The 24,532-nt window shown below is 54.9% G+C and carries 22 protein-coding genes; 12 read left to right on the top strand and 10 right to left on the bottom strand.

Annotated features, from left to right (window positions below):
* Positions 1-66: 66 nt before the first annotated feature.
* Entirely contained in the window at positions 67-582 is a 516-nt protein-coding gene (gene mobB, locus ACUTQW_RS22085) for a molybdopterin-guanine dinucleotide biosynthesis protein MobB (RefSeq protein WP_006328977.1), read from the bottom strand.
* Entirely contained in the window at positions 575-1,168 is a 594-nt protein-coding gene (gene mobA / locus ACUTQW_RS22090) for a molybdenum cofactor guanylyltransferase MobA (protein WP_006328976.1), read from the bottom strand. Before mobA ends, mobB begins: the two co-directional genes overlap by 8 nt.
* A 151-nt stretch (positions 1,169-1,319) precedes the next feature.
* Between mobA and ACUTQW_RS22095 the strand changes: the two genes are divergently transcribed.
* From ACUTQW_RS22095 to dsbA, 3 genes are all read left to right on the top strand, one after another.
* Complete coding sequence (locus ACUTQW_RS22095; RefSeq protein WP_004953469.1) at positions 1,320-1,589, top strand: YihD family protein; 270 nt, start codon at positions 1,320-1,322, stop codon at positions 1,587-1,589.
* 103 nt (positions 1,590-1,692) lie between these two features.
* Positions 1,693-2,679, top strand: a complete 987-nt coding sequence (locus ACUTQW_RS22100; protein ID WP_064799606.1) for a serine/threonine protein kinase — start codon at positions 1,693-1,695, stop codon at positions 2,677-2,679.
* Positions 2,680-2,708: 29 nt separating this feature from the next.
* A complete protein-coding gene (gene dsbA, locus ACUTQW_RS22105) occupies positions 2,709-3,332 on the top strand; it encodes a thiol:disulfide interchange protein DsbA (RefSeq protein WP_004953465.1) in 624 nt (207 codons plus the stop codon).
* A 43-nt stretch (positions 3,333-3,375) separates the two neighbouring features.
* On the opposite strand, the gene ACUTQW_RS22110 is transcribed toward dsbA, so the two are convergent.
* Positions 3,376-4,272: an acyltransferase gene (locus ACUTQW_RS22110; protein ID WP_006328973.1), complete on the bottom strand. Its 897-nt coding sequence runs from the start codon at positions 4,270-4,272 to the stop codon at positions 3,376-3,378.
* A 499-nt stretch (positions 4,273-4,771) separates the two neighbouring features.
* Between ACUTQW_RS22110 and polA the strand changes: the two genes are divergently transcribed.
* Both polA and ACUTQW_RS22120 read left to right on the top strand, forming a co-directional pair.
* Complete coding sequence (polA, locus tag ACUTQW_RS22115; protein ID WP_064799607.1) at positions 4,772-7,573, top strand: DNA polymerase I; 2,802 nt, start codon at positions 4,772-4,774, stop codon at positions 7,571-7,573.
* 208 nt (positions 7,574-7,781) lie between these two features.
* Positions 7,782-7,829: a spot 42 RNA, inhibition of DNA synthesis gene (locus ACUTQW_RS22120; protein ID WP_071892919.1), complete on the top strand. Its 48-nt coding sequence runs from the start codon at positions 7,782-7,784 to the stop codon at positions 7,827-7,829.
* A gap of 275 nt (positions 7,830-8,104) precedes the next feature.
* Here ACUTQW_RS22120 and yihA read toward each other — a convergent pair whose 3' ends face one another.
* Positions 8,105-8,752: a ribosome biogenesis GTP-binding protein YihA/YsxC gene (yihA, locus tag ACUTQW_RS22125; protein WP_004953443.1), complete on the bottom strand. Its 648-nt coding sequence runs from the start codon at positions 8,750-8,752 to the stop codon at positions 8,105-8,107.
* 743 nt (positions 8,753-9,495) lie between these two features.
* Here yihA and yihI point away from each other — a divergent pair.
* The gene (yihI, locus tag ACUTQW_RS22130) at positions 9,496-10,044 is read left to right on the top strand and encodes a Der GTPase-activating protein YihI (protein WP_020440002.1); all 549 of its coding nucleotides are present in this window, start codon (positions 9,496-9,498) and stop codon (positions 10,042-10,044) included.
* 182 nt (positions 10,045-10,226) lie between these two features.
* Positions 10,227-11,600, top strand: coding sequence for an oxygen-independent coproporphyrinogen III oxidase (gene hemN / locus ACUTQW_RS22135; protein ID WP_006328957.1), 1,374 nt, complete (start codon positions 10,227-10,229; stop codon positions 11,598-11,600).
* Between the two features lie 35 nt (positions 11,601-11,635).
* Here the strand turns inward: hemN and ACUTQW_RS22140 are convergent, their stop codons facing one another.
* The 4 genes from ACUTQW_RS22140 to glnA form a co-directional block, all read right to left on the bottom strand.
* Positions 11,636-11,758: a YshB family small membrane protein gene (locus tag ACUTQW_RS22140; protein ID WP_006320185.1), complete on the bottom strand. Its 123-nt coding sequence runs from the start codon at positions 11,756-11,758 to the stop codon at positions 11,636-11,638.
* 113 nt (positions 11,759-11,871) lie between these two features.
* Positions 11,872-13,284 (bottom strand): nitrogen regulation protein NR(I), encoded by a 1,413-nt coding sequence (glnG, locus tag ACUTQW_RS22145; RefSeq protein ID WP_004953434.1) that lies wholly within the window; start codon positions 13,282-13,284, stop codon positions 11,872-11,874.
* 8 nt (positions 13,285-13,292) lie between these two features.
* The gene (gene glnL, locus ACUTQW_RS22150; RefSeq protein WP_004953431.1) at positions 13,293-14,342 is read right to left on the bottom strand and encodes a nitrogen regulation protein NR(II); all 1,050 of its coding nucleotides are present in this window, start codon (positions 14,340-14,342) and stop codon (positions 13,293-13,295) included.
* Positions 14,343-14,530: 188 nt separating this feature from the next.
* Complete coding sequence (gene glnA / locus ACUTQW_RS22155; RefSeq protein WP_004953429.1) at positions 14,531-15,940, bottom strand: glutamate--ammonia ligase; 1,410 nt, start codon at positions 15,938-15,940, stop codon at positions 14,531-14,533.
* Between the two features lie 370 nt (positions 15,941-16,310).
* Here glnA and typA point away from each other — a divergent pair, with 370 nt between their 5' ends.
* The 5 genes from typA (at position 16,311) to fabY (ending at position 21,234) form a co-directional block, all read left to right on the top strand.
* On the top strand, positions 16,311-18,134 hold the full coding sequence (gene typA / locus ACUTQW_RS22160; RefSeq protein ID WP_006328953.1) for a ribosome-dependent GTPase TypA: 1,824 nt from the start codon (positions 16,311-16,313) through the stop codon (positions 18,132-18,134).
* 164 nt (positions 18,135-18,298) lie between these two features.
* The gene (yihX, locus tag ACUTQW_RS22165) at positions 18,299-18,889 is read left to right on the top strand and encodes a glucose-1-phosphatase (protein ID WP_006328951.1); all 591 of its coding nucleotides are present in this window, start codon (positions 18,299-18,301) and stop codon (positions 18,887-18,889) included.
* Between the two features lie 49 nt (positions 18,890-18,938).
* Complete coding sequence (locus ACUTQW_RS22170; RefSeq protein ID WP_006328947.1) at positions 18,939-19,829, top strand: virulence factor BrkB family protein; 891 nt, start codon at positions 18,939-18,941, stop codon at positions 19,827-19,829.
* Positions 19,826-20,263, top strand: coding sequence for a D-aminoacyl-tRNA deacylase (gene dtd / locus ACUTQW_RS22175; RefSeq protein WP_004953406.1), 438 nt, complete (start codon positions 19,826-19,828; stop codon positions 20,261-20,263). The genes ACUTQW_RS22170 and dtd overlap by 4 nt, the downstream gene beginning before the upstream one ends.
* 23 nt (positions 20,264-20,286) lie before the next feature.
* Positions 20,287-21,234, top strand: coding sequence for a fatty acid biosynthesis protein FabY (gene fabY / locus ACUTQW_RS22180; protein ID WP_004953403.1), 948 nt, complete (start codon positions 20,287-20,289; stop codon positions 21,232-21,234).
* A gap of 38 nt (positions 21,235-21,272) precedes the next feature.
* Here fabY and ACUTQW_RS22185 read toward each other — a convergent pair whose 3' ends face one another.
* Positions 21,273-22,934, bottom strand: coding sequence for an AsmA family protein (locus ACUTQW_RS22185; RefSeq protein ID WP_006328946.1), 1,662 nt, complete (start codon positions 22,932-22,934; stop codon positions 21,273-21,275).
* 131 nt (positions 22,935-23,065) lie between these two features.
* Positions 23,066-24,466 (bottom strand): nucleobase:cation symporter-2 family protein, encoded by a 1,401-nt coding sequence (locus ACUTQW_RS22190; protein ID WP_006328945.1) that lies wholly within the window; start codon positions 24,464-24,466, stop codon positions 23,066-23,068.
* Positions 24,467-24,532 lie beyond the last annotated feature (66 nt).

Here is a 24,532-nt window from a genome sequence, read left to right on the forward strand (position 1 = left end):
AAAGTCGAAAGCCTCATGCGAAAGCATGGGGCTTTTTGCTTTGGGGCCAGGAAACTCCGGGCGCAGCTACGCTGCGCCTTTCAGCCACTCGACGATGAACTCAGCTATTGCCTCTGGCTGGTTAATATCCAGGGATTTAACCCCTGTAACAGGCCGATCGCTGGCTACGGCAATGACAAACTTATCCAGCATATCCTCCAGCGGCCTGCCTATATCTTCACGATACAGAATGATCTTACTCACCGGCTCGTGTTTAAACCCTTCCACTAAAATTACATCTACCTTGTCACGATCAAATCGGCTGGCCAGATAGTGCAGATCAAGCGGTAATTGCTCCGGTGTTTCTGTCATTAGTGCCCAGCGACGATCGCTGGCGACCAATGTTTGATCGGCGCCTGCTTTACGTAATTCATAACTGTCTTTGCCTGGCGTATCTACATCCATATCATGATGCGTATGTTTAATCAGTCCTACGCGGATTTCCCATTGTCTCAATAACGGTATTAGCTGCTTAAGCAGGGTAGTTTTACCTGTACCGCTATAGGCAGCAATGCCCAGCAAAGGAGGGTAGGGGTTATTCATGGGGGAATCCTTTTTCCTGCTGCCAGCGCAGGCAGTCTTCTCGCGTATTAAGGTTGTGGAATGCGGCTTGCTGACCAATGAACGTTACCTGGCGCGCGCCTGCTGCGTCCAGAAACAGCATTAGCTTGCGATCCCCTCTAGCCAGATAGCCTGCTAACTGGGGCACCAAGCTGGTGTGCAACAGTGCCAGCGTTGGATGTGCCCGCTCCCCATCGCTGGCATAGGCGGCCAGAGCCGGGCCTTTTTGCTGCCAGAGTTGTTCGACCAACGTGGTGGGAAAATCGGGCACATCGCAGGGAACAAATACCACCCATTCAGTGGCGGCGTATTTCAGCCCGGCCAATATACCGGCCAGAGGACCGGAAAAGTCGGTGGTCAGATCGCCGATCGTCGGCAGGCCGCTTTCCTGATAACGGGCCTGATTGCGGTTGGCGCTGATGGCAATCGAGCCTACCTGCGGTTGTAATCGGGCAAGCACGTGCTGATACAACGGTATTCCGGCAACCTGAACCAAGCCTTTATCTTCCCCACCCATTCGCGTGGCGCGTCCCCCGGCCAGAATAATGCCAGTAATGTCCTCGTGCATATTTCTCATCCTGCATTGTGGCTAACGTCCTGATTGTAGCGCTAAAGCCGGTGCGGCATCAGGATTTACCTTTATTGACAAGCTGCTTCTTTCACTGCGTTGGTAAGCCTGTTACTTTGTGTGCTTATTCATTCTATTGGACGGTATTGCGATGAAAACGCACCGCGTAAACGAGCTGATTGAGCTGTTACACCCGGCCTGGCAGGAAGATCCTGATCTCAACCTGATTCAGTTTTTGCAAAAGCTGGCGCAAGAAGCCGGTTTTCAGGGGGATTTGGCTGAACTGAGTGATGATATTCTTATCTACCATCTGAAAATGCGCGGCAGCGCCGGCACGGAACAGATCCCAGGGCTGAAAAAGGATTACGAAGAAGACTTTAAAACGGCCTTGCTGCGCGCCCGTGGCGTTATAAAGGATTAGCATTTGTGCGGTACGGTGAACCAGTGCTCGTGAAATTTGTCATTAATGCTACTATTTCTCATTCCCGGCACTGTGCTGTCACCCAATGAAACTGAATGTTGTTATGAACAACTCCGCTTTTAATTTTCAAACCCTGTCGCCCGACCTGATTATGGACGCGCTGGAAGGGGTTGGCCTGCGTGTAGATTCCGGGCTAACGGCGCTGAACAGCTATGAAAACCGTGTCTATCAGTTTATGGACGAAGATCGTAAGCGCTACGTGGTGAAGTTTTACCGGCCCGAACGTTGGAGTGCGGCGCAAATTATTGAAGAACACCAGTTCGCCGGGGATCTTGCTCAGGCGGAGATCCCTGCAGTTGCGCCACTGGCCTTGCAGGGCAATACGCTACATACGCACAGCAGTTTCTTTTTTACCGTATTTCCCAGCGTTGGCGGGCGGCAGTATGAGATAGACAACCTCGATCAACTGGAGTGGGTTGGCCGTTTCCTGGGGCGTATTCATCAGGTGGGCAGTGAAAGCCTGTTTGTGGAGCGTCCTACAATGGGGATTGAAGAATATCTCACCGCGCCGCGTGAAGTGCTGGCTGGCTGCAAACTGTTGCCCAAGGCACAGCGCGACAGCTTCCTGACTGCGACGGACGCTCTGATTGAGGCGATAAAACACCATTGGCATCTGGACTGGCAGCCGCGGCGTTTGCACGGTGACTGCCACCCGGGCAATATCCTGTGGCGTGATGGCCCACTGTTTGTTGATCTTGACGATGCGCGCAATGGGCCGGCGGTACAGGATCTGTGGATGCTGTTGCACGGTGAGCGCCGTGATCGCCTGATGCAGCTGGATGTTTTGCTGGAGGCTTACTCAGAGTTTGCCGAGTTTGATCAGAGTGAGTTGGCGTTGATCGAACCTTTGCGTGCCATGCGAATGGTGTACTACCTGGCATGGGTAGCTCGCCGTTGGCAGGATCCCGCATTTCCTAAAAGTTTTCCGTGGATGGCGGAGTCTGATTTCTGGTTATCTCAGACCGCGGCATTCACTGAACAGGTTAAGCTGTTGCAGGAACCTCCTCTGCAGCTGATGCCAATGTATTGAAGCTTTAACACAATGGAGAGTTTAGTCTTATGAAGAAAATATGGTTGGCGCTCGTTGGCATGGTAATGGCATTCAGTGCCTCGGCTGCGCAGTTTAGCGATGGTTCTCAGTATGTAACCCTGGACAAACCGGTGACCGGTGAACCTCAGGTGCTGGAGTTCTTTTCCTTCTATTGCCCGCACTGCTATCAGTTCGAGCAGGTTTACCACGTTTCCGAGAACGTGAAAAAAGCGCTGCCTGCAGGCACCAAAATGACCAAATACCACGTTGAGTTTCTGGGGCCGCTGGGTAAACAGCTGACTCAGGCCTGGGCGGTTGCGATGGCGCTGGGTGTGGAAGATAAAGTGAGCCCGCTGATGTTTGAAGCCGTACAAAAAACTCAGACCGTGCAAACCCCTGATGATATCCGTAACGTGTTTGTCAAAGCCGGCGTGAGTGCGGAAGACTACGATGCGGCCTGGAACAGCTTTGTGGTGAAATCCCTGGTGGTTCAACAGGAGAAAGCTGCGGAAGATCTGCAGCTGCGCGGTGTTCCGGCAGTATTTGTGAACGGTAAGTTTATGGTTAAAAATGATGGCCTGGACACCAGCTCGATGGATGCTTACGTGAAGCAATTCGCCGACGTGGTTAAATTCCTCAGCCAGCAGAAATAACTGAGATTGAAAGTGAAGAACGCCGGCTGAGCCGGCGTTTTTTTTAACTGTATTGCCGCTTTAACTTATCCAACAGCCTGTCTTTTTCCTGCCATAGCGTATTCAGCCACAGTTGGAAACGCCGTTTAAAGAGCTTGTCGTTAAAGTAATCGCCATGCAGGGTTTCATCGATCGGCAGCAGCTCGATTCTCACCACAATGCGCTTTAATCGGCCGCACAGCATATCCCTAAAAGGCCGTTCGCTATTCTCCGGATAAAGCAGGGTGACATTTAACACTTTATCGAACTGCCTGCCTAATGCACTGAGCGTAAAAGCAATACCGGCGGCCTTTGGGGCCAGTAAATTGCGATAGGGGGAGCGGGTTTTAATTTTCTTGGCTTCAGTAAAGCGGGAACCCTCCACAAAATTGACGATAGTGGTCGGACGTTTTCGGAATTTCTCGCAGGAGCGGCGTGTGGCTTCGATATCCCTGCCGCGTTTTTCCGGGTGCTTGAGCAAATAGGCGCGCGAATAGCGTTTCATAAATGGCATATCCAGTGCCCAACAGGCGAGGCCGACAAAAGGCACCCAGGCTAACTGTTGCTTGAGAAAGTATTTATTCATGGGAATATGGTTACGGAGCAGCACGCACAGCACGACAATATCCGACCAGCTTTCGTGATTGCTGATAAGCAGATACCAGTTTTTACGGTCCAGCCCTTCCAGCCCCTCAATATCCCAACGTAGCTGCCAGTTAATGCGCAATAACAGCGACAATCCCTGACACCAGCACCACATCATAAAATCGGCAAAGGCGGAGGTCTGTCGCCAGATGACAGGATAGGGGATCAATAGCTTAACGATACCGGCCAATGTGATGGGGATCGAACACAGCATGGTCACCAAAATGGCGAGCAGTGCCGAAAATATAAAAATAACAGGGGATAGCAGTCTAAGCATGATTATGGGCTGATGGTCGGTGGGAGCAGCGTTACATGCCGATACGCATGAACAAAAAAATATTTTAACAGAAATTATGGGGGGAAAGCGCTCACTAACAGCAACAGTTTTTATAGATGAATAAATAATCATTTGCTGCGTTTTCGTGCAACTTGCTCATCTTGTGCTAGGGTAATTGAGTTGCCAAATTTGATTAATAGTGCGATTAAAATCGAGCGCAAGTTATATCCACAAATTGTGTAAAAGTCGATAAATACCCTTCTTCAAAATAACACCATTTAACACGGTGATTTCAATAGGAATTTTATTTTCAATTATAACGATAAATGCATAGTTATAATCTGTTGTCTTTTCTATGCACAAAGTTATCCACAGATAGGATCTTGCGGATCGCTTCGCATAATCACATCATTTTCATCCGTAATGCACGCTAAGGTTCGTCTCAGGCGGCCAGCTATGGCATGCTTACCGCTATGTCCGATCACGATAAAGAAACGCTATGGCCCAGATTGCAGAAAACCCATTAATCCTGGTTGACGGTTCCTCTTACCTCTACCGTGCTTATCACGCTTTCCCTCCGCTGACCAATTCCGCGGGCGAACCGACCGGAGCAATGTACGGCGTACTGAATATGCTGCGCAGCCTGCTGTTGCAGTACCAGCCAAGCCATGTTGCGGTGGTGTTTGATGCCAAAGGAAAAACCTTCCGCGATGAGCTGTTCGCAGAGTACAAATCACATCGGCCACCGATGCCGGACGATCTGCGCGCTCAAATCGAGCCACTGCACAAAATGGTCAAGGCCATGGGCCTTCCGCTTTTGGTCACGCCTGGCGTAGAAGCGGATGACGTTATCGGCACGCTGGCTCTGGAAGCCGAAAAGGCCGGCCATGCGGTGTTGATCAGCACGGGCGATAAAGATATGGCGCAGTTGGTCACACCGAACGTGACGCTGATCAACACCATGAATAACACCATTCTTGGTCCGCAAGAAGTGTGCGATAAGTACGGCATTCCGCCGGCGCTGATTATCGACTTCCTGGCGCTGATGGGCGACTCCTCGGATAACATCCCAGGAGTGCCAGGCGTGGGTGAGAAAACCGCGCAGGCGCTGTTACAGGGGCTTGGTGGGCTGGATGCACTCTATGCCAACCTGGACAACATCGCCACGCTCAACTTCCGTGGCGCCAAGACCATGGCAGCCAAGCTGGAACAGAACAAAGAGGTGGCGTATCTCTCCTATAAGCTGGCGACGATTAAAACCGATGTCGAGCTGGATCTTTCCTGCGCAGAACTCGAAGTCTCTCCGCTGGACGTTGACGCGCTGCAACAGTTGTTCAAACAGTACGAATTCAAACGTTGGCTGGCGGATGTTGAAGCCGGCATCTGGCTGGAAGGCAAAAAAGGCACCGGCGCGAAAGCGACCAGTGCGTCGAAACCTGCCGGCGTAGTGGCAGACACCCCAAAAGTGGCTGCGGAAGCGACGCTGTCGCAAGAAGGTTACGTCACCATATTGGATGAGAAGACTTTCGCTGATTGGCTCAAAAAGCTGAAAAACGCCGAAGTATTTGCCTTCGATACCGAAACCGACGGTCTGGATACCCTGACCGCCAACCTGATCGGCCTGTCCTTTGCCGTTGCGCCGGGCGAAGCCGCTTATTTGCCGGTGGCGCATGACTATCTCGATGCGCCGGCGCAGTTGGATCGCGCTTATGTGCTGGCAACGCTGAAACCGTTGCTGGAAGACGAGAAAGCGCTGAAGGTCGGTCAGAACCTGAAGTTTGATATGGGTTTGTTGGCGCGTTACGACATCACCCTGCGCGGCATTGCCTTCGACACCATGCTGGAATCCTATGTGTTGGACAGCGTGGGCGGTCGCCACGACATGGACAGTTTGTCCGATCGCTATCTCGGCCATAAAACCGTTACCTTTGAAGAGATCGCCGGTAAGGGCAAAAAGCAGCTCACCTTCAACCAGATTGCGCTGGAGCAGGCGGCGCCTTACGCGGCCGAAGATGCCGATGTCACGCTGCAGTTGCATTTGGCGATGTGGCCGCAGTTGAAAGAAAGCGCCGAGCTGTTGACGGTGTTCAATGAGATTGAAATGCCGCTGGTGCCGGTTCTGTCGCATATCGAGCGCACCGGGGTGCTGATTGACCAAAGTATTTTGGCCACCCACTCGATCGAGTTGACCAAGCGGCTGGCCGAGCTGGAAATTCAGGCGCACGAACTGGCGGAAGAGCCGTTCAATCTGGCGTCGACCAAACAACTGCAGGCGATCCTGTACGAAAAGCAAAAGCTGCCGGTCCTGAAGAAAACCCCTGGTGGCGCACCCTCGACCAACGAAGAAGTGTTGGCCGAGCTGGCGCTGGATTATCCATTGCCGAAGGTGATTCTGGAATACCGTGGGTTGGCGAAGCTGAAAACCACCTACACCGATAAGCTGCCGTTGATGATTAACCCGTTTAGCGGGCGGGTGCACACCTCCTACCATCAGGCGGTGACGGCCACCGGACGCCTCTCCTCCAGCGATCCTAACCTGCAGAATATTCCGGTGCGTAACGACGAAGGACGCCGCATCCGGCAGGCATTTATTGCCCCTGAAGGCTACCGCATCGTCGCGGCCGACTATTCGCAGATTGAACTGCGCATCATGGCCCACCTGTCGCAGGATGAGGGGCTGCTGAAGGCATTTGCCGAGGGTAAAGACATCCACCGCGCTACGGCAGCCGAAGTGTTTGGCGTGCCGTTGGACAAGGTGACCGGCGAACAGCGCCGCAGCGCCAAAGCGATCAACTTTGGCCTGATTTACGGCATGAGCGCATTCGGCCTGGCGCGTCAGTTGGGGATTCCGCGCGGCGAAGCGCAGCGCTATATGGATCTTTATTTCGAGCGTTATCCGGGCGTGCTGGAGTATATGGAGCGCACACGTCAACAGGCTGCCGAACAGGGTTATGTCAGCACATTGGATGGTCGTCGCCTGTATCTGCCGGACGTCAGTTCCAGTAATGGCATGCGTCGCAAGGCCGCCGAACGTGCGGCGATCAACGCCCCGATGCAGGGGACGGCAGCCGATATCATCAAGCGCGCGATGATTGAGGTGGACGCCTGGTTGCAAGGTCAGGATGAGCCATTGGTGCGCATGATCATGCAGGTGCACGATGAACTGGTGTTCGAGATACATGAGTCAGTGATTGAAGCGTCCAGCCAGCGCATCCGCGAGTTGATGGAAAACAGCATGACGTTGGCGGTACCGCTGAAAGTGGACGTCGGCGTGGGTGCCAACTGGGATGAAGCCCATTGATAATGCGGCCGCTTACCCGTTAATCATCATCGCTGATGAGCTAACTGGTGATAACCTAAGCACTTTTCGTAATTTAGCTACAAGATACGGCGATTGTTTCCCCAACCTCGCCGTTATTACGCGCTAAGTTGTGTAAGTAAACTACAAAAAATTCTTTTGCACTGCGAAAAAATCATGTAGAGTTACAGGTGTAGGGTACAGAGGTAAGATGTTCTATCTTTCAGACCTTTTACTTCACGTAATCGGATTTGGCTGAATATTTAGCCGCCCCAGTCAGTATTGACTGGGGCGTTTTTTATTGTAAAAACAACGCCAAACCATAGTTTTTTCTTATTCCTCCCCGCGTTTTTCTGCCTGACGATCTTCTGTTATTGCCCGCTAACTCTGCCGTTGCCAATAAGTCATCATAAGAATTTATGATGGTTTTTTGTCAAAACTGTAATTAGATAACGAAAACGCCAAAGGCGTTGAAAGTTGGGCATAAAAAAACCGATGTGTTTCCACATCGGTTATCTCGGCACCTGCGGCAGATTACTCGCCGGCGGCGTCGTCTTCCGGCAGAACTTCCGGCGGGATCTCGTTAAACCAGGTATTCAGCTTCTGGCTCAGCTTGTCGACACCGATTTTTTTCGGTGAGGAGAAGGCTTCTACCTGGATATCGCCCATAAACGGCACTACCGCTTCACGCACCATATTGAGCTGCGCTTTACGCGCGCCGGAGGCCAGTTTGTCCGCTTTGGTCAGCAGAACCAGCACCGGCGTGCCGACATCCACCGCCCATTGAATCATCTGCTGGTCGAGATCTTTCAGCGGGTGGCGGATATCCATCAGCACCACCAGGCCTTTCAGGCAGTTGCGCATCTGCAGGTATTCACCCAGCGCCCGCTGCCACTTGCGTTTCATCTCTTCGGGAACTTCGGCGTAGCCATAACCCGGAAGGTCGACCAGGCGAATGCCTTCTTCCACTTCAAACAGGTTGATGAGCTGGGTACGGCCCGGCGTTTTACTGGTACGTGCCAGGCTTTTCTGATTGGTCAGGGTATTTAACGCGCTGGATTTACCGGCATTGGAGCGACCGGCGAACGCAACTTCAATACCTTCATCCCCCGGCAGATGGCGAATATCGGGCGCACTGGTGACGAAATGGGTCACATGATAATTGTAATTCTTGCTGGTCAAAATTTTTCGTCTCCGCGAGGATGGCTAACTGGTTGGCGATTATAACTGCATCAGCGGCAAAAATGGTGTGTTTCTCTGTTTTTAAGCGCCGGGCCAGCAGGGCGTGGCAGTCACGCCGCATTGAGCGTGTGAGACATTTGCCATTCGAATAGTGGGCAATGTCGCTTTATTCGAAAGTGATTTTTGTTCTTTTTATTAAAAAACAAAAAGTTAACATTTTTCTGTGTTATTGAGGGTTGGCATTCCACGGCAGATACCTTGAGCGTCACCTTTGATCGCGTAAAGTAGATCGCAGCACAAGGCTGTGCAGGAGTAAGGAACATCCGGGAAGGGTGACAAATCTCAGGGAGCGCACGGGAAGTGCAATGAGTGACAGGATGACCCCAGCAGGAACGCCTTGTTTGCACCTGAATGTGTGAACAGCATAAGGATGGTGAAGTTATTGCAATCTGGATGCCCGCAGGAAGCGCGCTCAGGGAGAGCGGATGCGAACGGATTGCGCCATGGACGATTTCCCTTTCAGGATGAAGGACGTAGTAGCAGGGAATGCGTTTATAGCAGAGGGAAAAACCAGGATGTTGAGTGTGCGCACGGAGCGCGTGGCAGGAATATCCTTCGAAAGAGGGTGAGAAATAGGCGGCAGGTTTAACCTGCCGCCTTTTTTCTTTGTCCGCTTTCTGCTAGATTCCGCCGCAATCGTATAGCATCTCTATACTGAATCTACATACCTAAGAGCGTACGCTATGAACCAACCATCAAAAGCACCTCGCGCCCCACGCAGCAGCGCGGCGACGTCGAAATCGAAAAAGAAAAGCCGTGTGGAGCTCGATCAGGAAGCCCGTGAGCGCAAGCGCCTGAAAAAACGCCGTGGTCTCGCTTCCGGTTCTCGCACTCAGGTTGAGTCCGCTAATCAGAAAAACAAGGCCGAAGCGCAGGTCAAAGATCCGCGTATTGGCAGCAAGGTGCCGGTAGCGCTGGTGGCTGAAGCTAAGCCAAAAGCCAAACCGCAGCCTAAGCCGAAGGCCGCAGCCAAACCGCGCCTGTCGCCGGAAGAAGAGCTGGCGAAGCTGGAAAATGACGAGCGTTTGGATGCATTGCTGGATCGTATCGACGACGGTGCGACGCTGAACGCCGAAGACCAGGCTTACGTTGACCAGACGCTGGATCGCATCGATGCGCTGATGGAGCAATTGGGCATTGAGCTGGGCGACGACGAAGACGATGAAAAAGAAGAAAAGCAGGAAGACATCCTGAAACTGCTGAAAAGCGGTAACCCGAAAGACGTATTTTAACGTGCCATGTGGCCGATCCTGGCAATAGCCCTACTCTTGATGTGTTATCTGCTGTGGTTATTCGGTAAACTATGGCGGCTGTCTAAACGCAAAATGCGTTTTCGCAGCGCTTCCGCGGCCAGACAGCGTAGACAACTGCCCATTTCCCGGCCCGGTAGGAAAAAATATCGGAAGGAGTGAGCATGTCAGAGCAGGCAATCGTCTGGGATCTGGCCCTGATCCAGAAATATAACTATTCAGGGCCGCGTTACACCTCATACCCCACGGCGCTGGAGTTTAACCAGAGCTACGACGAAGCGGCGTTTCAAAGCGCCGCGGCGCGTTATCCTGAACGCCCGTTGTCACTGTACGTACATATTCCGTTCTGCCATAAACTCTGTTATTTCTGCGGCTGCAACAAGCTGGTGACGCGTCAGACCCACAAGGCTGATGAGTACCTGGCGGTACTGGCGCGTGAAATCGCCGAGCGCGCTCCGCTGTTTGCCGGGCGCAAGGTTGGCCAGATGCACTGGGGCGGCGGCACGCCCACCTACCTAAGTAAGTCGCAAATCAGCAGACTGACGGCGATGCTGCGGCAACACTTTGATTTCTTGCCCGATGCGGAAATGTCGATCGAGGTTGATCCGCGTGAAATTGAACTGGACGTACTCGATCATTTACGCAGCGAAGGTTTCAACCGCCTGAGCATGGGGGTGCAGGACTTCGATAAAGAGGTTCAGCGGCTGGTTAATCGTGAGCAGGATGAAGAATTTATCTTTGCCCTGATCGCCCGCGCCAAGGCGCTGGGGTTTAACTCCACCAATATCGATCTTATTTACGGGCTGCCAAAACAGACGCCGGAGAGTTTTGCTTTCACCCTGGAGCGGGTGGCGGAGCTAAGCCCGGATCGCCTCAGCGTGTTCAACTATGCGCATTTGCCGAGTCTGTTCGCCGCACAGCGCAAGATCAAGGACGCCGACTTGCCAAGCGCGCAGCAGAAACTGGATATCCTGCAACAGACCATCGCTTCCCTGACCGAGTCCGGTTATCAGTTTATCGGCATGGATCACTTTGCTCGCCCGGACGATGAGCTGGCGGTAGCCCAGCGCGAAGGCAAGCTGCACCGCAACTTCCAGGGCTACACCACCCAGGGCGACAGCGATCTGTTGGGGTTGGGCGTTTCCGCCATCAGCATGTTAGGCGACAGCTATGCGCAGAACCAGAAAGAGCTGAAGACCTATTACAGCAGCGTTGAGGCGCAGGGCAATGCGCTGTGGCGTGGCTTGACGATGACGGAAGACGATTGCCTGCGGCGTGAAGTGATTAAAACGCTGATCTGCAATTTCCAATTGGGTTATCGCGCGATAGAACAGCAGTTCGCCATTGACTTCGCCGCTTACTTTGCCGAAGACCTGCAGTTGTTGGCGCCGTTTGAACGCGATGGGCTGGTGGAGCGTGATGAACGGGGAATTCGCGTAACCCCGCGCGGCCGTTTGCTGATCCGCAATATTTGCATGTGCTTTGATCTCTATCTGCGTCAGCAGGCGCGCACTCAGCAGTTCTCGCGGGTGATTTGATGCATAAAAAAACGGCCGCTGATGCGGCCGCTTTTTCAACTGAAGAAATTAATCAGTGCTGCGCACAGCACCGCAGCAACGGCTGCCTGCGGCGTGTGGCTGGCGGAAGAGCCAAGCTCTGCGCCTTGGGAAATAAATACGATGAATGAGTCCAACATCCTGAGCCTCCAGAGTGTGCGACCCGATCATACTGCGACCATGCAGGCTGTAAAGCCTGAAATAGCCGTTTTTTTGTGCGCTTGATTGTATTTTTTATAATCAATTACGCAAGCTATTCCATTCCCAACTCTTTCAATTTCCGCGTTAAGGTATTGCGGCCCCAACCCAGAAGCCGGGCGGCTTCTTGCTTATGCCCCTGGGTGTGACGCAGCGCGGTCGTGAGCAGCGTACGCTCCATCTCCGGTTGTGCTTCCGACAACAGGTTTTGATGACCGGAACGCAGGGCGCGATCGGCCCACTGCGCCAGCAGCGTAGCCCAGCTGTCCGGCAGGCTGTGGCCGGCGGCTTCCGGTACGGAGGTTTCAAACAGCTCGCTCGGCAGATCCTGAATTAACACTTCCTGTCCGGCGGCCATCACGGTTAACCAGCGACAGGTATTTTCCAACTGACGCACATTCCCTGGCCATGGCAGGCGGGTCAGCGCGGTTTCGGTTTCCGGATGCAGATTCTTCGCTTCAACGCCCAGCTCTTTTGCCGCTACCTGCAGGAAGTAACGCGCCAGGCGTGGGATATCCTCACGGCGCTCGCGCAGTGGCGGCAGGTGTACACGGATCACGTTCAGGCGGTGGAACAAGTCCTCGCGAAATTTGCCTTCCTGTACCCGCAGCTCCAGGTTTTGGTGCGTGGCGGCGATGATACGCACGTCTACCTTCACCGGCGCATAACCGCCGACCCGGTAGAATTGACCGTCTGCCAGCACGCGCAGCAAGCGCGTCTGCACGTCCAGCGGCATATCGCCGATTTCGTCCAGGAACAGCGTACCGCCGTCGGCCTGTTCAAAACGCCCCTGACGGATCTGATTGGCGCCGGTGAACGCGCCTTTCTCGTGGCCGAACAGTTCGGATTCGATCAGGTCTTTGGGGATCGCTGCCATGTTCAGCGCGATAAAAGGCGATTTGGCGCGCGGGCTGTGGCGATGCAAGGCATGGGCCACCAACTCTTTGCCAGTCCCCGATTCGCCGTTGATCAGCACGCTGATCGACGAGCGCGAAAGGCGGCCGATGATGCGAAACACATCCTGCATCGCCGGCGCTTCGCCGATGATGTCCGCCGCCGGATCGTTGGCCGGCTGGCTACGCGCCGGCTGCTGTTGTTCCTGATAATGGCTGATGGCGCGTTCGACCAGCGCCACCGCTTCGTCGATATCAAACGGCTTGGGCAGGTAATCGAACGCCCCTTGCTGATAGGCGCTGACGGCGGCGTCCAGATCCGAGTGCGCGGTCATTATGATGACCGGCAGCATAGGATGGCGCTGTTTGATCTGCTTGAGTAACGCTAAACCATCCATACCCGGCATGCGGATGTCAGACAGCAACACGTCGGGAGTTTGCGTGGCCAATGCTTCCAGCACTGCATTGCCACTGTCGAAGGTGGCGCAGCTCACACCCGCTCCAGTGAGCGCGCGTTCAAGCACCCAGCGGATGGAGCTATCGTCATCGACGATCCAGACTATCCCTCGTTGCATAGAAAACCTCACTGGCGAATAGGCAGGTAAACCGAGAATTCGGTATGTCCTGGCCAACTGTTAAATTCAATTTTTCCGCAATGCTGATCGATAAGATTACGGGCGATGGATAAACCCAGGCCGGTGCCGCCTTCGCGGCCGCTGACCATCGGGTAGAACAGGGTGTCCTGCAACTGCGCTGGAACACCGGGGCCGTCATCTTCGATATCGATACGTGCCGCCAATCGGTAGCGAGTGCCGTGCAGAGTGATCTGGAACGCGGTGCGGGTGCGCAGTGTGATAGTGCCACCTTCAGCGCCCAGAGCCTGCAGGGCATTGCGGGTAATGTTCAGCAGCACCTGTTCTATCTGATCCGGATCGTGCGCCATTTCCGGCAGGCTGGGGTCATAGTCGCGCACCAGCGTCACGTTGTCCGGTTTCTCCAGCGACACCAGTTGGCATACCCGTTCCGCCACCTGATGAATGCTCTGGGTAATGTGCTGGCCGGGCCGCTGAGGCCCCAGCAGGCGATCAACCAGGTTGCGCAGGCGATCGGCCTGTTCAATGATCACTTTGGTGTATTCGGTCAGCGCCGGATCGGGGAGTGCCTTGGCCAGCAACTGTGCAGCGCCGCGCAGGCCGCCAAGCGGATTTTTGATTTCATGCGCCAGGCCGCGGACCAGATCGCGGGCCGCCACCTGCTGGGCGTGTTGCAATTGTTCCTGGCTCAGACGGCGTTGGTTATCCATTGGCGCCAGCTCGACCAGGATATAGCCTTCAGGCAGCGCCTGAGCGGTCAGGGAGAGGATATGCGCACGGCCGTCAACCACCAGGGTCACTTCACTATCGGTAAAGCCCTGGCCGGCTCGCAGGCTCTCGCGCATCAGATCGACATTCAGCGAGAAATAGCCGAGCAGCTCGGGTAACGGTGTACCGAAAAGTTTACGGGAACTTTGCGCCAGCAGTTGTTGTGCTGCCGGATTGGCGTAATGAACCGCCAGATCATCATCCAACAGCAGGATGCTGTTGATGAGAGAATTGAGGATCTGCCCAGCATCGGGCAGCTTGCCAGTTGCCATACAGCAGACTCCTGCACCTTTTTAGTGCATCTATGCTACTCCATCCGTGATGCGAGCGGTATGGAATAGTGTTGCAGAAAATACGGTGGAGAAAAAAACCCATCCGAAGATGGGCTGAAAGTTTCCACGGCAACAAAAAAACGACAAATAAAATTTGGTGCGCCATCCGCAGATGGCGCGGTAAAGGCTTAAACGCTGTAGTACAGTTCGAACTCAACCGGGTGCGGCGTCATGCGAACGCGGTCCATTTCTTCTTTACGCAGGTCGATGTAAGCGTCGATTGCGTCGTCGGTGAATACGCCGCCACGGGTCAGGAACTCGCGGTCTTCGCTCAGTGCAGCCAGCGCTTCGTCCAGAGAGCCTGCAACTTTTGGAATTTCAGCTTCTTCTTCCGGCGGCAGGTCATACAGGTTTTTGTCCATGGCATCGCCAGGGTGGATTTTGTTAATCACGCCATCCAGGCCTGCCATCAGCAGAGCCGCGAAGCACAGGTACGGGTTAGCCGCTGGATCCGGGAAACGGGCTTCGATACGGCGCGCTTTCGGGCTGGCAACCACTGGGATACGGATGGAAGCGGAGCGGTTACGTGCTGAGTAAGCCAGCATGACCGGCGCTTCGTAGCCTGGGACCAGACGCTTGTAAGAGTTGGTGGTCGGGTTGGCCAGGGCATTGATCGCTTTAGCGTGCTTGATGATACCGCCGATGTAGAACAGGGCAGTTTCAGACAGGCCGCCGTATTTGTCGCCAGCGAACAGGTTAGTGCCGTTCTTGGACAGCGACATGTGGCAGTGCATACCTGAGCCGTTATCACCGAACATAGGTTTCGGCATGAAGGTCGCGGTTTTGCCAAATGCGTGAGCCACGTTGTGAACCACGTATTTGTAGATTTGGATTTCGTCGGCTTTCTTGGTCATGGTGTTGAAGCGGGTTGCCACTTCGTTCTGACCCGCGGTTGCCACTTCGTGGTGGTGCGCTTCGACCACCAGACCCATTTCTTCCATGGTCAGACACATGGTAGAACGGATGTCCTGTGAAGAGTCGACCGGAGGAACCGGGAAGTAACCGCCTTTTACTGCCGGACGGTGGCCTTTGTTGCCGCCATCGTATTTGGTGCCGGAGTTCCATGCGCCTTCGACATCGTCGATAGCCACGTGGGAACCACGGATGCTGCTGCCGAAACGGATATCGTCGAACAGGAAGAACTCAGGCTCTGGCCCGAACAGCACGGTATCCGCGATGCCGGAAGAGCGCAGGAAGTCTTCTGCACGCTTGGAGATGGAACGCGGGTCACGGTCGTAGCCCTGCATGGTGCCTGGCTCGAGAATGTCGCAGCGAATAATCAGGGTGGATTCTTCGAAGAACGGATCCAGCACCGCAGTGCTGGCGTCTGGCATCAGCACCATGTCAGATTCGTTGATGCCTTTCCAGCCGCCGATCGAGGAGCCGTCAAACATCTTACCTTCTTCGAAGAAGTCGGCATTCACCTGATGAGCAGGGATGGTGACGTGTTGTTCTTTACCCTTGGTGTCAGTGAAACGCAGGTCTACGAATTTCACTTCATGCTCATTCAGCATCGTCAAAACGTGTTCAGCGGACATACTTAACTCTCCCGGATTTATTATTGTCGTCGTCGTGGAACGAATCTGTGGAACTGGCTGTTTTTGCCTTGAATAGACTAAAGCGAAAACTGTGCCAACTTTGCAAAAGCGCTTTAATCGCCTTCCTGCGCGGGTTTTGCACAGAATCAGTATGCACCATCAGTGACGCATTGCACCTATATGGTGCAAATAACGCAGTGTGGGGCACTGTAATGGTGCAAAAGTGCACCAACTGCTGCTTTTTGCACCGTGAAAGGGATCACAAACTGACCTGTACACAGTTGTTTATAAGAGACTGTTGTGATCTTGTTTAGTACCTCGCTTAATACGTGTACAATAGCGCGCTATTTCTAATGCCTGAGGCAAAGCTGTGATCGAAAATTTGCGTAACATCGCCATTATTGCCCACGTTGACCATGGTAAAACCACCCTGGTTGATAAGCTGCTGCAACAATCCGGTACTTTCGGAGAGCGTGTAGAAGCCACCGAACGCGTAATGGACTCCAACGATTTGGAGAAAGAGCGTGGGATTACCATCCTCGCAAAAAACACCGCCATTAATTGGAAAGACTACCGCATCAACATCGTGGATACCCCAGGACACGCCGACTTCGGCGGCGAGGTTGAGCGTGTGATGTCAATGGTTGACTCGGTGCTGCTGGTTGTGGATGCAATGGATGGCCCAATGCCGCAAACCCGCTTCGTGACCAAAAAAGCCTTCGCTAATGGTCTGAAGCCGATCGTGGTAATCAACAAGGTTGACCGTCCGGGCGCACGTCCTGACTGGGTTGTCGATCAGGTCTTCGACCTGTTCGTTAACCTCGACGCGACCGATGAGCAGCTCGACTTCCCAATCATCTATGCTTCTGCATTGATGGGTATCGCGGGCACCGACCACAACGAGATGGCGGAAGACATGACCCCGCTGTATCAGGCGATCGTAGACCACGTGTCTGCGCCGCAGGTTGAGCTCGAAGCGCCGTTCCAGATGCAGATCTCTCAGCTGGACTACAACAACTACGTTGGCGTTATCGGTATCGGCCGTATCAAGCGCGGTAAGGTTAAACCTAACCAGCAGATCACTATCATTGATAGCGAAGGCAAAACCCGTAACGGTAAAGTCGCTAAGGTTCTGACCCACATGGGTCTGGAACGTATCGAAGCTGCCGTGGCTGAAGCCGGCGACATCATCGCTATCACCGGTCTGGGCGAGTTGAACATCTCTGACACCATCTGCGACACCAACGCCGTTGAAGCGCTGCCGGCGCTGTCTGTTGATGAACCTACCGTCACCATGTACTTCAACGTCAACACCTCTCCGTTCTGCGGTAAAGAAGGCAAGTACGTGACTTCACGTCAGATCCTCGACCGTCTGAACAAAGAGCTGGTGCACAACGTGGCACTGCGCGTTGAAGAAACCGAAGATGCTGACGCATTCCGCGTATCGGGCCGTGGTGAACTTCACCTGTCGGTTCTGATCGAAAACATGCGTCGCGAAGGTTTCGAGCTGGCGGTTTCCCGTCCTAAAGTTATCAACCGTAAAATCGATGGCCGCATGCAAGAGCCGTTCGAGAACGTGACGCTGGATATCGAAGAACAGCACCAGGGTTCAGTCATGCAAGCCATGGGTGAGCGCAAAGGTGACGTTAAGGACATGATCCCAGACGGCAAAGGTCGTATTCGCCTGGATTACCTGATCCCTGCGCGTGGCCTGATCGGCTTCCGTACCGAGTTCATGACCATGACTTCCGGTACCGGTCTGCTGTACTCCACCTTCAGCCACTACGACGATGTACGCCAGGGCGAAATCGGCCAGCGTCAGAACGGCGTGCTGATCTCCAACGGCCAGGGTAAAGCGGTAGCGTTCGCCCTGTTCGGCCTGCAAGATCGCGGCAAGCTGTTCCTGGGTCACGGTGCGGAAGTGTATGAAGGCCAGATCATCGGTATTCACTCACGTTCCAACGACCTGACCGTAAACTGCCTGACCGGTAAGAAGCTGACCAACATGCGTGCTTCCGGTACTGACGAAGCCACTACTCTGGTTCCGGCTATCAAGATGTCTCTGGAGCAAGCTCTGGAATTCATCGATGATGACGAACTGGTAGAAGTAACGCCAACGTCCGTACGTATTCGTAAACGTCACCTGACGGAAAACGATCGTAAGCGTGCAAGCCGCGGTCCTAAAGACGCTTAATCGCTGATTGAGTGTTCTATGCTTAGGGCGCGCTCTGCGCCCTGAGTTTTTTCCTCTGCCTTTCCCCATTTCTGCCGTGCGCTATGCGCTTTTCTGTCGGCTCTCTGTTCAGCCCCCCCTTTTCCCGCTACAGTGAAATCTCACCGGCCCATCAGGAGAGGACTATGTTGTATATCTTTGATTTAGGTAATGTGATTGTCGATATCGATTTCAAACGTGTACTGGGTGTATGGAGCAATTTGAGTGGCACGCCGCTGGCGGTATTGTCCGAGCGTTTCACCCTGGGTGAGTTGTTCCAGCAGCATGAGCGCGGTGAAATCAGCGACGAAGATTTTGCCGAACGGCTAAGTGATGAAATGGGTATCGCCCTCAGTTTTGAGCAGTTCGCTACCGGCTGGCAGGCGGTGTTTGTCGCCCTGCGTCCGGAGGTGATCGATATCATGAAGCGCCTGCGCAGCGAAGGTCACCGGGTGGTGGTGTTGTCGAACACCAATCGTCTGCACTGCAACTATTGGCCGCAGCATTATCCGGAAGTGGCCGAGGCCGCCGATCATCTGTATCTGTCTCAGGACATCGGCATGCGCAAACCGGACGCCAACATCTATCTGCACGTACTCAGCGCCGAAAATACGCCGCCGGAAGCCGCAGTGTTCTTCGACGATCATCCGGATAACGTCGCCGCCGCACAGGCGCTGGGAATCAAAACGGTGCACGTGACCGATCGTAACGTGGTGCCGGCTTATTTTGCCCAATGACCGCGAAGGGTTAAGCTTAAGGCGTACAAACTGACATCAAGGAGTGACCATGTCGTTTTTCCGCCGTAAAAAGTTGTCTTCTGCGATCAAACCCAGCGTCACCTTCGGGCGGCTGCTGTTCCAACGCGTCGATAACGATGGTCTGACCATGCTGGCGGGCCATCTGGCTTATGTTTCCCTGCTGTCGCTGGTGCCGCTGATTACCGTGGTGTTCGCGCTGTTTGCCGCGTTCCCGATGTTTTCCGACATCAGCGTCCAGTTGAAAAGTTTTATCTTCTCTAATTTCATGCCTGCCGCCGGCAACGTGATCCAAAGTTATCTGGAGCAGTTTGTCGCCAACTCCAACAAAATGACCGCCGTCGGTACCTGCGGGCTGATTGTCACCGCGCTGCTGCTGATCTCCTCGGTGGACAGCGTGCTGAATACTATCTGGCGCAGCAAGAACAAACGGCCAATCGTATTTTCGTTTGCGGTGTATTGGATGGTGCTGACTCTGGGGCCGCTGTTGGTAGGTGCCAGCATGGCTATCAGCTCCTATCTGCTGTCGCTCAATTGGCTGGCGCAGACCGGTGTGAACAGCCTGGTGGATCAGGTACTGCGAATTTTCCCGTTAATTCTGTCGTGGGTATCGTTCTGGCTGCTGTATTGCATCGTGCCGACGGTGCGTGTGCCGCCCAAAGATGCGCTGATCGGCGCGCTGGTGGCCGGGGTATTGTTTGAGCTCGGCAAGAAGGGCTTTGCGCTGTATATCACCATGTTCCCGTCTTATCAGCTGATATACGGCGTGCTGGCGGTGATCCCGATTTTATTCCTGTGGGTCTACTGGAGCTGGTGTATCGTGTTACTCGGCGCGGAAATCACCGTTACCCTCGGGGAATACCGTGACTATCGCCGGCGAAAGACGGAGCAACAGGATCAGACACAAGAAGGGCAGTTATGATTGCGTTAATACAACGGGTGTTAAACGCCAGCGTCACGGTCAAGGGAGAGACGGTAGGCAAGATTGGCCCCGGTTTGTTAGTGTTATTGGGCGTGGAGCAGGACGATAACGAGCAAAAAGCCGTGCGCCTGTGTGAACGCGTGCTGGGGTATCGCATCTTTGGCGACGAGAATGACAAGATGAATCTCAATGTCCAGCAGGCGGGAGGCAGCCTGTTGGTGGTTTCGCAGTTCACGCTGGTGGCCGATACCCAAAAAGGCATGCGCCCGAGTTTCTCACGTGGTGCAGTACCGCAGGAGGCCGATCGGTTGTATCAATATTTTGTTGGCCAGTGCCGCGAACGCGGCGTAGAAACACAGACCGGGGAGTTCGCCGCCGACATGCAAGTGGCGCTGGTGAACGACGGGCCGGTGACGTTTTGGCTTCAAGTCTAAGTATTTTGAGAGAGAAGGCGTCTATGTATCACCTACGAGTACCCGTAACAGAACAAGAGCTGAAGGATTATTACCAGTTTCGTTGGGAAATGCTGCGCAAGCCATTGCACCAACCGGTGGGTTCGGAAAAGGATGCCTACGACGCCATGGCGCACCACCAGATGGTGGTGGATGAGAGCGGTAAAATTGTCGCTATCGGGCGGCTGTATATCAATGCCGACAACGAGGCGGCGATCCGCTTTATGGCGGTAGACCCTACGGTGCAGGACAAAGGCCTCGGCACGCTGGTGGCGATGACGCTGGAGTCCGTGGCACGTCAGGAAGGGGTAAAGCGGGTGGTGTGTAGCGCCCGTGAGGATGCGGTGGAGTTCTTTGCCAAGCTGGGTTTCGTCAATCAGGGCGAGATTACCGCGCCGCAAACCACCCCAATCCGACACTTCCTGATGATTAAGCCGGTGGCCACGCTGGACGATATTCTGCATCGCCCCGATTGGTGCGGCCAGCTGCAGCAGGCCTGGTACGATCATATCCCGCTCAGCGAGAAAATGGGGGTGCGCATCAGCCAGTATACCGGCCAGCGTTTCGTCACCACCATGCCGGAGATTGGCAATCAGAACCCGCATCATACGCTGTTTGCCGGCAGCCTGTTCTCTCTGGCCACGCTGACCGCCTGGGGGCTTATCTGGCTGCTGCTGCGTGAGCGCCATCTGGGCGGCACCATTATTCTGGCAGATGCGCATATCCGTTACAGCAAACCTATCACCGGCAGACCGCGCGCGGTGGCGGATCTCAGCTCGCTGAGCGGCGATCTGGCACGTCTGGCGCGGGGCCGCCGCGCACGGGTGCAGGCGGAGGTGCATCTGTTCGGTGACGACGATAAAGGCGCGATATTTGAAGGCACTTATATGGTGTTGCCGGCCGAGTCGGACGCGCCCCTGGATCAGGGCGGCTCTGAGGCGATAGAAAGCTGAGTTATCGGCCCTCTTCCCTGAGAAGAGGGCGTGAAAGCCTAGGGTAACTGTTGGTCGACCGTACGGCCATCGCCGGCGGTGGCCTGCAGTTCGCCCTTAAGTGAAGATTTAAACGGGCCATCGCTGTTCAGCAACCCTTTCAACTGCAACTGCAGATTTCCGTCACCTTCCAGCGGCACCGGCTGCCATCCCCATTGCTGCAAAGTATTCACCGGCACCGAGCGGCCGTTCAACGACAGCGTAAACGGTTTGCCCGGCAGCTGTTCGACCGTGGCTTTGGCTTCCAGTAATCCTTTTGGCATAAAGGCGCTTAGGTCGGTGACGTTGATCTGCCCGTCGTTAGCGTTTAGCGCCAGCGATGGGCGTCTAACGTCAATCTTGTTGAAGGTGGCTTCGCTGCCGTTCAGGTTCAGCGTGCCGGACCAAATGCCCCACTGGTGGTCACGTGCCAACAGCAGGTTACCGCCGTAGCCGTCCAGTGCGGTGATCTGGAACGGGAAGTCCGGATTAATATCGATGATCAGGTTGCGATTGGTGGTCAGCTTGTTGACGTAAACCTCCGCCAGCCAGTGCGGCAGCGGTTTCAGCCACAGTGCGCGCCAATCTGAAGGTAAAGTGTATTCCAGTGCGGCGACGGCCACTTCGTCCAGTTGCAGGCGATTGTTGGCGCGCAGCCAGTTGCCGGAGGTGCGCAACAATCCGCCTTCCCAGCGGCTGGTGAACTGCTGAATGGCGATACCGGCCGGTGAAAGCCGCATATTCATGATCGGGTCGATCAGGTGGAAACCCCCATTGATCAGATCGCTGGCGTTGAAGTTCAGCGAACCGTCCTCGCTGCGCCAGTCGCCCTGCTGGAAGGTGATGTTCTGCAGCGACAGATCGAGATCGTTGAACGCCCACTCTTTGCCTTCCAGTCGTGCGTCGATCAGATCAAAACGTTTGAGAGTGACCGGTGGCAGGGCGGTAAAGCGTTGCCAGAATTCGGCCAGCGTCAGCGGAGTTTGCATGCGCACACCGCTCAGCCGCAGGCGTTCCACCTGCCAACTGCCGTCGGCGGCGCGGCTGGCAACCCCGGTCAGGTCACCCTGAGCCAGATCGGCACCGAAGTTGTTGAGTTTCAGCTGGTTCTGCTTAAGTTCACCCTGTACCAGCACCTGCGAAGCCGGGATACCGTTCAGCGTCATCGAGCCGGCGCTGAACTGGAACTGATTGTTTTCTCCCAGAGGATGGCCGGCTTTGGGTTGCCAGGGCGTAATGCCGGCATTGACCTGCTGCGCATTGAGCTGCCAAGTTTCATCGCTGGACTGCAGCGCCATATTGCTCAACTGCAACACATCGGCCTGCACCGGCAGTATCGCGGCTTGCGGCTGAACGGTAAGCGTGCCGTCGCGCAGCGTTACGCTGTGAAAGTAGCGCGGTTCAGTGATTTGGCGCAGGCTCAGGCCGAGATCTACCCGTTTGGCGACCAACGCCTGCGGCTGGTTATTTTTGGCCAGTTGGACGTCTTCCAGGCTGATTTGGCCCGGCTGATTCCATGAGTGCGAGATTTTTGCCACCGACAGGCGATATTCGCTGTTGTCGCTGATCCAACGGCTAAGCCAGCCCGCCGCCCAGCCGGTTTGCCCCACGACGTACAACAGCACAATGGCAAGCACTACCAGCAGCAGCAACGTCAGCAACAGTTTTCCGATAAATTTCATCGTCTACATCCGCGTCGGTCAAAAAAGATACCCTGTTTATGCCGCAATTGGCCGGGCATCTCAAGTGCAATGGTCTGATAGGCAATAAAAAACGGCCGCAAGCGGCCGTTTGTGGCAGGCAGTGCGGCGGATTATGGCTTCTCGTGTTCGTGCGGGAACACCAGGTTGAGCACGATGGCGGTGATGCCGCCGGCGGCAATGCCTGAGGAGAGCAGGGTTTTCAGCCAGTCGGGCGCGAACTGCAGGATCAGCGGTTGCTGAGAAACGCCCATGCCGACGGCCAGCGACAGCGCCATGATCATGATCGCGCGGCGGTTCAGCCTTTCGCGTGACACGATACGCACGCCGGAGGCGGCGATGGTACCGAACATTACCAGGGTAGCACCGCCAAGCACCGGCTCAGGAATATGTTGCACGAAATTGGCCACTGCCGGGAACAAACCCAGCGCGATCAGCATCAGCGCCACCACAAAACCGACGTAACGGCTGGCAACCCCGGTCAATTGGATCACGCCGTTGTTCTGACCAAAACAGGAGTTGGGGAAGGTGTTGAACACCGCCGACAGCATCGAGTTCAGGCCGTTGGCCAGCACGCCGCCCTTCAGGCGCTTCATATACAGCGGGCCGCTGACCGGCTGTTCCGACACGTCTGAGGTGGCGGTGATGTCGCCGATGGTTTCCAGCGAGGTAACCATAAAGATCAGCATCAGTGGCAGCAGCAGGCTCCAGTCAAAGCCCAGGCCATAATACAGCGGGATCGGCAGGGTGACTGCCGCCGTTTGCGGAGCCGGTTGGCTTGCCGGCAGCATGTCCATCGCCCAGGCCAGCAGGTAGCCGACCGCCATGGCGATCACCAGCGAGGCGACGCGCAGGTACGGGTTGCGCTGGCGGTTAAGCAGAATAATCACCGCCAATACCGCGCCGGCCAGCAGCAGATTTTTCGGTGCGCCGAAGCTGCCTCCGCTCATCGCGGCATAGCCGCCGCCGATGGAGGTCAGCCCAACCTGAATCAGCGACAACCCGATAATCATCACCACAATGCCGGAGACCAGCGGGGTGATGATGCGTCGCGCCAGGTGCAGCACGCGGGAAAGCAAGATCTCGGTGCAGGAAGCGACCATCAGCGTGCCGAATAGCGCGGCCATCATGGTGGGGACGTCGGCACCGCCGTTCTTCAGCGCCAGCCCGCCCATAATCAGTGGCGAAACAAAGTTGAAACTGGTGCCCTGAATCGACAGCAGGCCGGAACCGACGGGTCCCCAGGTTTTAATTTGCAGAATGGAGGCCAGACCGGAGGCAAACAAAGACATGCTGATAATGTGCTGAGTATCCTGTGCCGGCAGACCGAGCGCCTGACAGATCAACAGAGCCGGGGTGATGACCGCCACGAACATCGCCAGCAGATGCTGACCGGCGGCAAACAGCGTTTGCGGCAGCGGCGGGCGGTCTTCCAGGCGATAAATCAGTTCACTGGTGTGGGGCGTTACGGCGGCTTTTTGCACGGCATCAAGCTCGGTGGATGGCATGGTCATGATGTGACATTTCCAGAAACGGCAAAGCAGGCATTTTAATGATCCACCCCGCAAAAGCAAACGGTT

The organism is Serratia sp. TSA_7 (assembly GCF_052692135.1).

What these genes read in the sequence shown, in the direction of transcription:
- ACUTQW_RS22190 (WP_006328945.1), bottom strand. Translation starts at nt 24,466, where the DNA reads ATGACCATGCCATCCACCGAGCTTGATGCCGTGCAAAAAGCCGCCGTA.
- ACUTQW_RS22185 (WP_006328946.1), bottom strand. Translation starts at nt 22,934, where the DNA reads ATGAAATTTATCGGAAAACTGTTGCTGACGTTGCTGCTGCTGGTAGTG.
- dsbA (WP_004953465.1), top strand. Translation starts at nt 2,709, where the DNA reads ATGAAGAAAATATGGTTGGCGCTCGTTGGCATGGTAATGGCATTCAGT.
- ACUTQW_RS22170 (WP_006328947.1), top strand. Translation starts at nt 18,939, where the DNA reads ATGTCGTTTTTCCGCCGTAAAAAGTTGTCTTCTGCGATCAAACCCAGC.
- ACUTQW_RS22140 (WP_006320185.1), bottom strand. Translation starts at nt 11,758, where the DNA reads ATGTTGGACTCATTCATCGTATTTATTTCCCAAGGCGCAGAGCTTGGC.
- glnL (WP_004953431.1), bottom strand. Translation starts at nt 14,342, where the DNA reads ATGGCAACTGGCAAGCTGCCCGATGCTGGGCAGATCCTCAATTCTCTC.
- mobB (WP_006328977.1), bottom strand. Translation starts at nt 582, where the DNA reads ATGAATAACCCCTACCCTCCTTTGCTGGGCATTGCTGCCTATAGCGGT.
- dtd (WP_004953406.1), top strand. Translation starts at nt 19,826, where the DNA reads ATGATTGCGTTAATACAACGGGTGTTAAACGCCAGCGTCACGGTCAAG.
- polA (WP_064799607.1), top strand. Translation starts at nt 4,772, where the DNA reads ATGGCCCAGATTGCAGAAAACCCATTAATCCTGGTTGACGGTTCCTCT.
- glnA (WP_004953429.1), bottom strand. Translation starts at nt 15,940, where the DNA reads ATGTCCGCTGAACACGTTTTGACGATGCTGAATGAGCATGAAGTGAAA.
- yihI (WP_020440002.1), top strand. Translation starts at nt 9,496, where the DNA reads ATGAACCAACCATCAAAAGCACCTCGCGCCCCACGCAGCAGCGCGGCG.
- mobA (WP_006328976.1), bottom strand. Translation starts at nt 1,168, where the DNA reads ATGCACGAGGACATTACTGGCATTATTCTGGCCGGGGGACGCGCCACG.
- ACUTQW_RS22110 (WP_006328973.1), bottom strand. Translation starts at nt 4,272, where the DNA reads ATGCTTAGACTGCTATCCCCTGTTATTTTTATATTTTCGGCACTGCTC.
- ACUTQW_RS22095 (WP_004953469.1), top strand. Translation starts at nt 1,320, where the DNA reads ATGAAAACGCACCGCGTAAACGAGCTGATTGAGCTGTTACACCCGGCC.
- fabY (WP_004953403.1), top strand. Translation starts at nt 20,287, where the DNA reads ATGTATCACCTACGAGTACCCGTAACAGAACAAGAGCTGAAGGATTAT.
- yihX (WP_006328951.1), top strand. Translation starts at nt 18,299, where the DNA reads ATGTTGTATATCTTTGATTTAGGTAATGTGATTGTCGATATCGATTTC.
- hemN (WP_006328957.1), top strand. Translation starts at nt 10,227, where the DNA reads ATGTCAGAGCAGGCAATCGTCTGGGATCTGGCCCTGATCCAGAAATAT.
- glnG (WP_004953434.1), bottom strand. Translation starts at nt 13,284, where the DNA reads ATGCAACGAGGGATAGTCTGGATCGTCGATGACGATAGCTCCATCCGC.
- ACUTQW_RS22100 (WP_064799606.1), top strand. Translation starts at nt 1,693, where the DNA reads ATGAACAACTCCGCTTTTAATTTTCAAACCCTGTCGCCCGACCTGATT.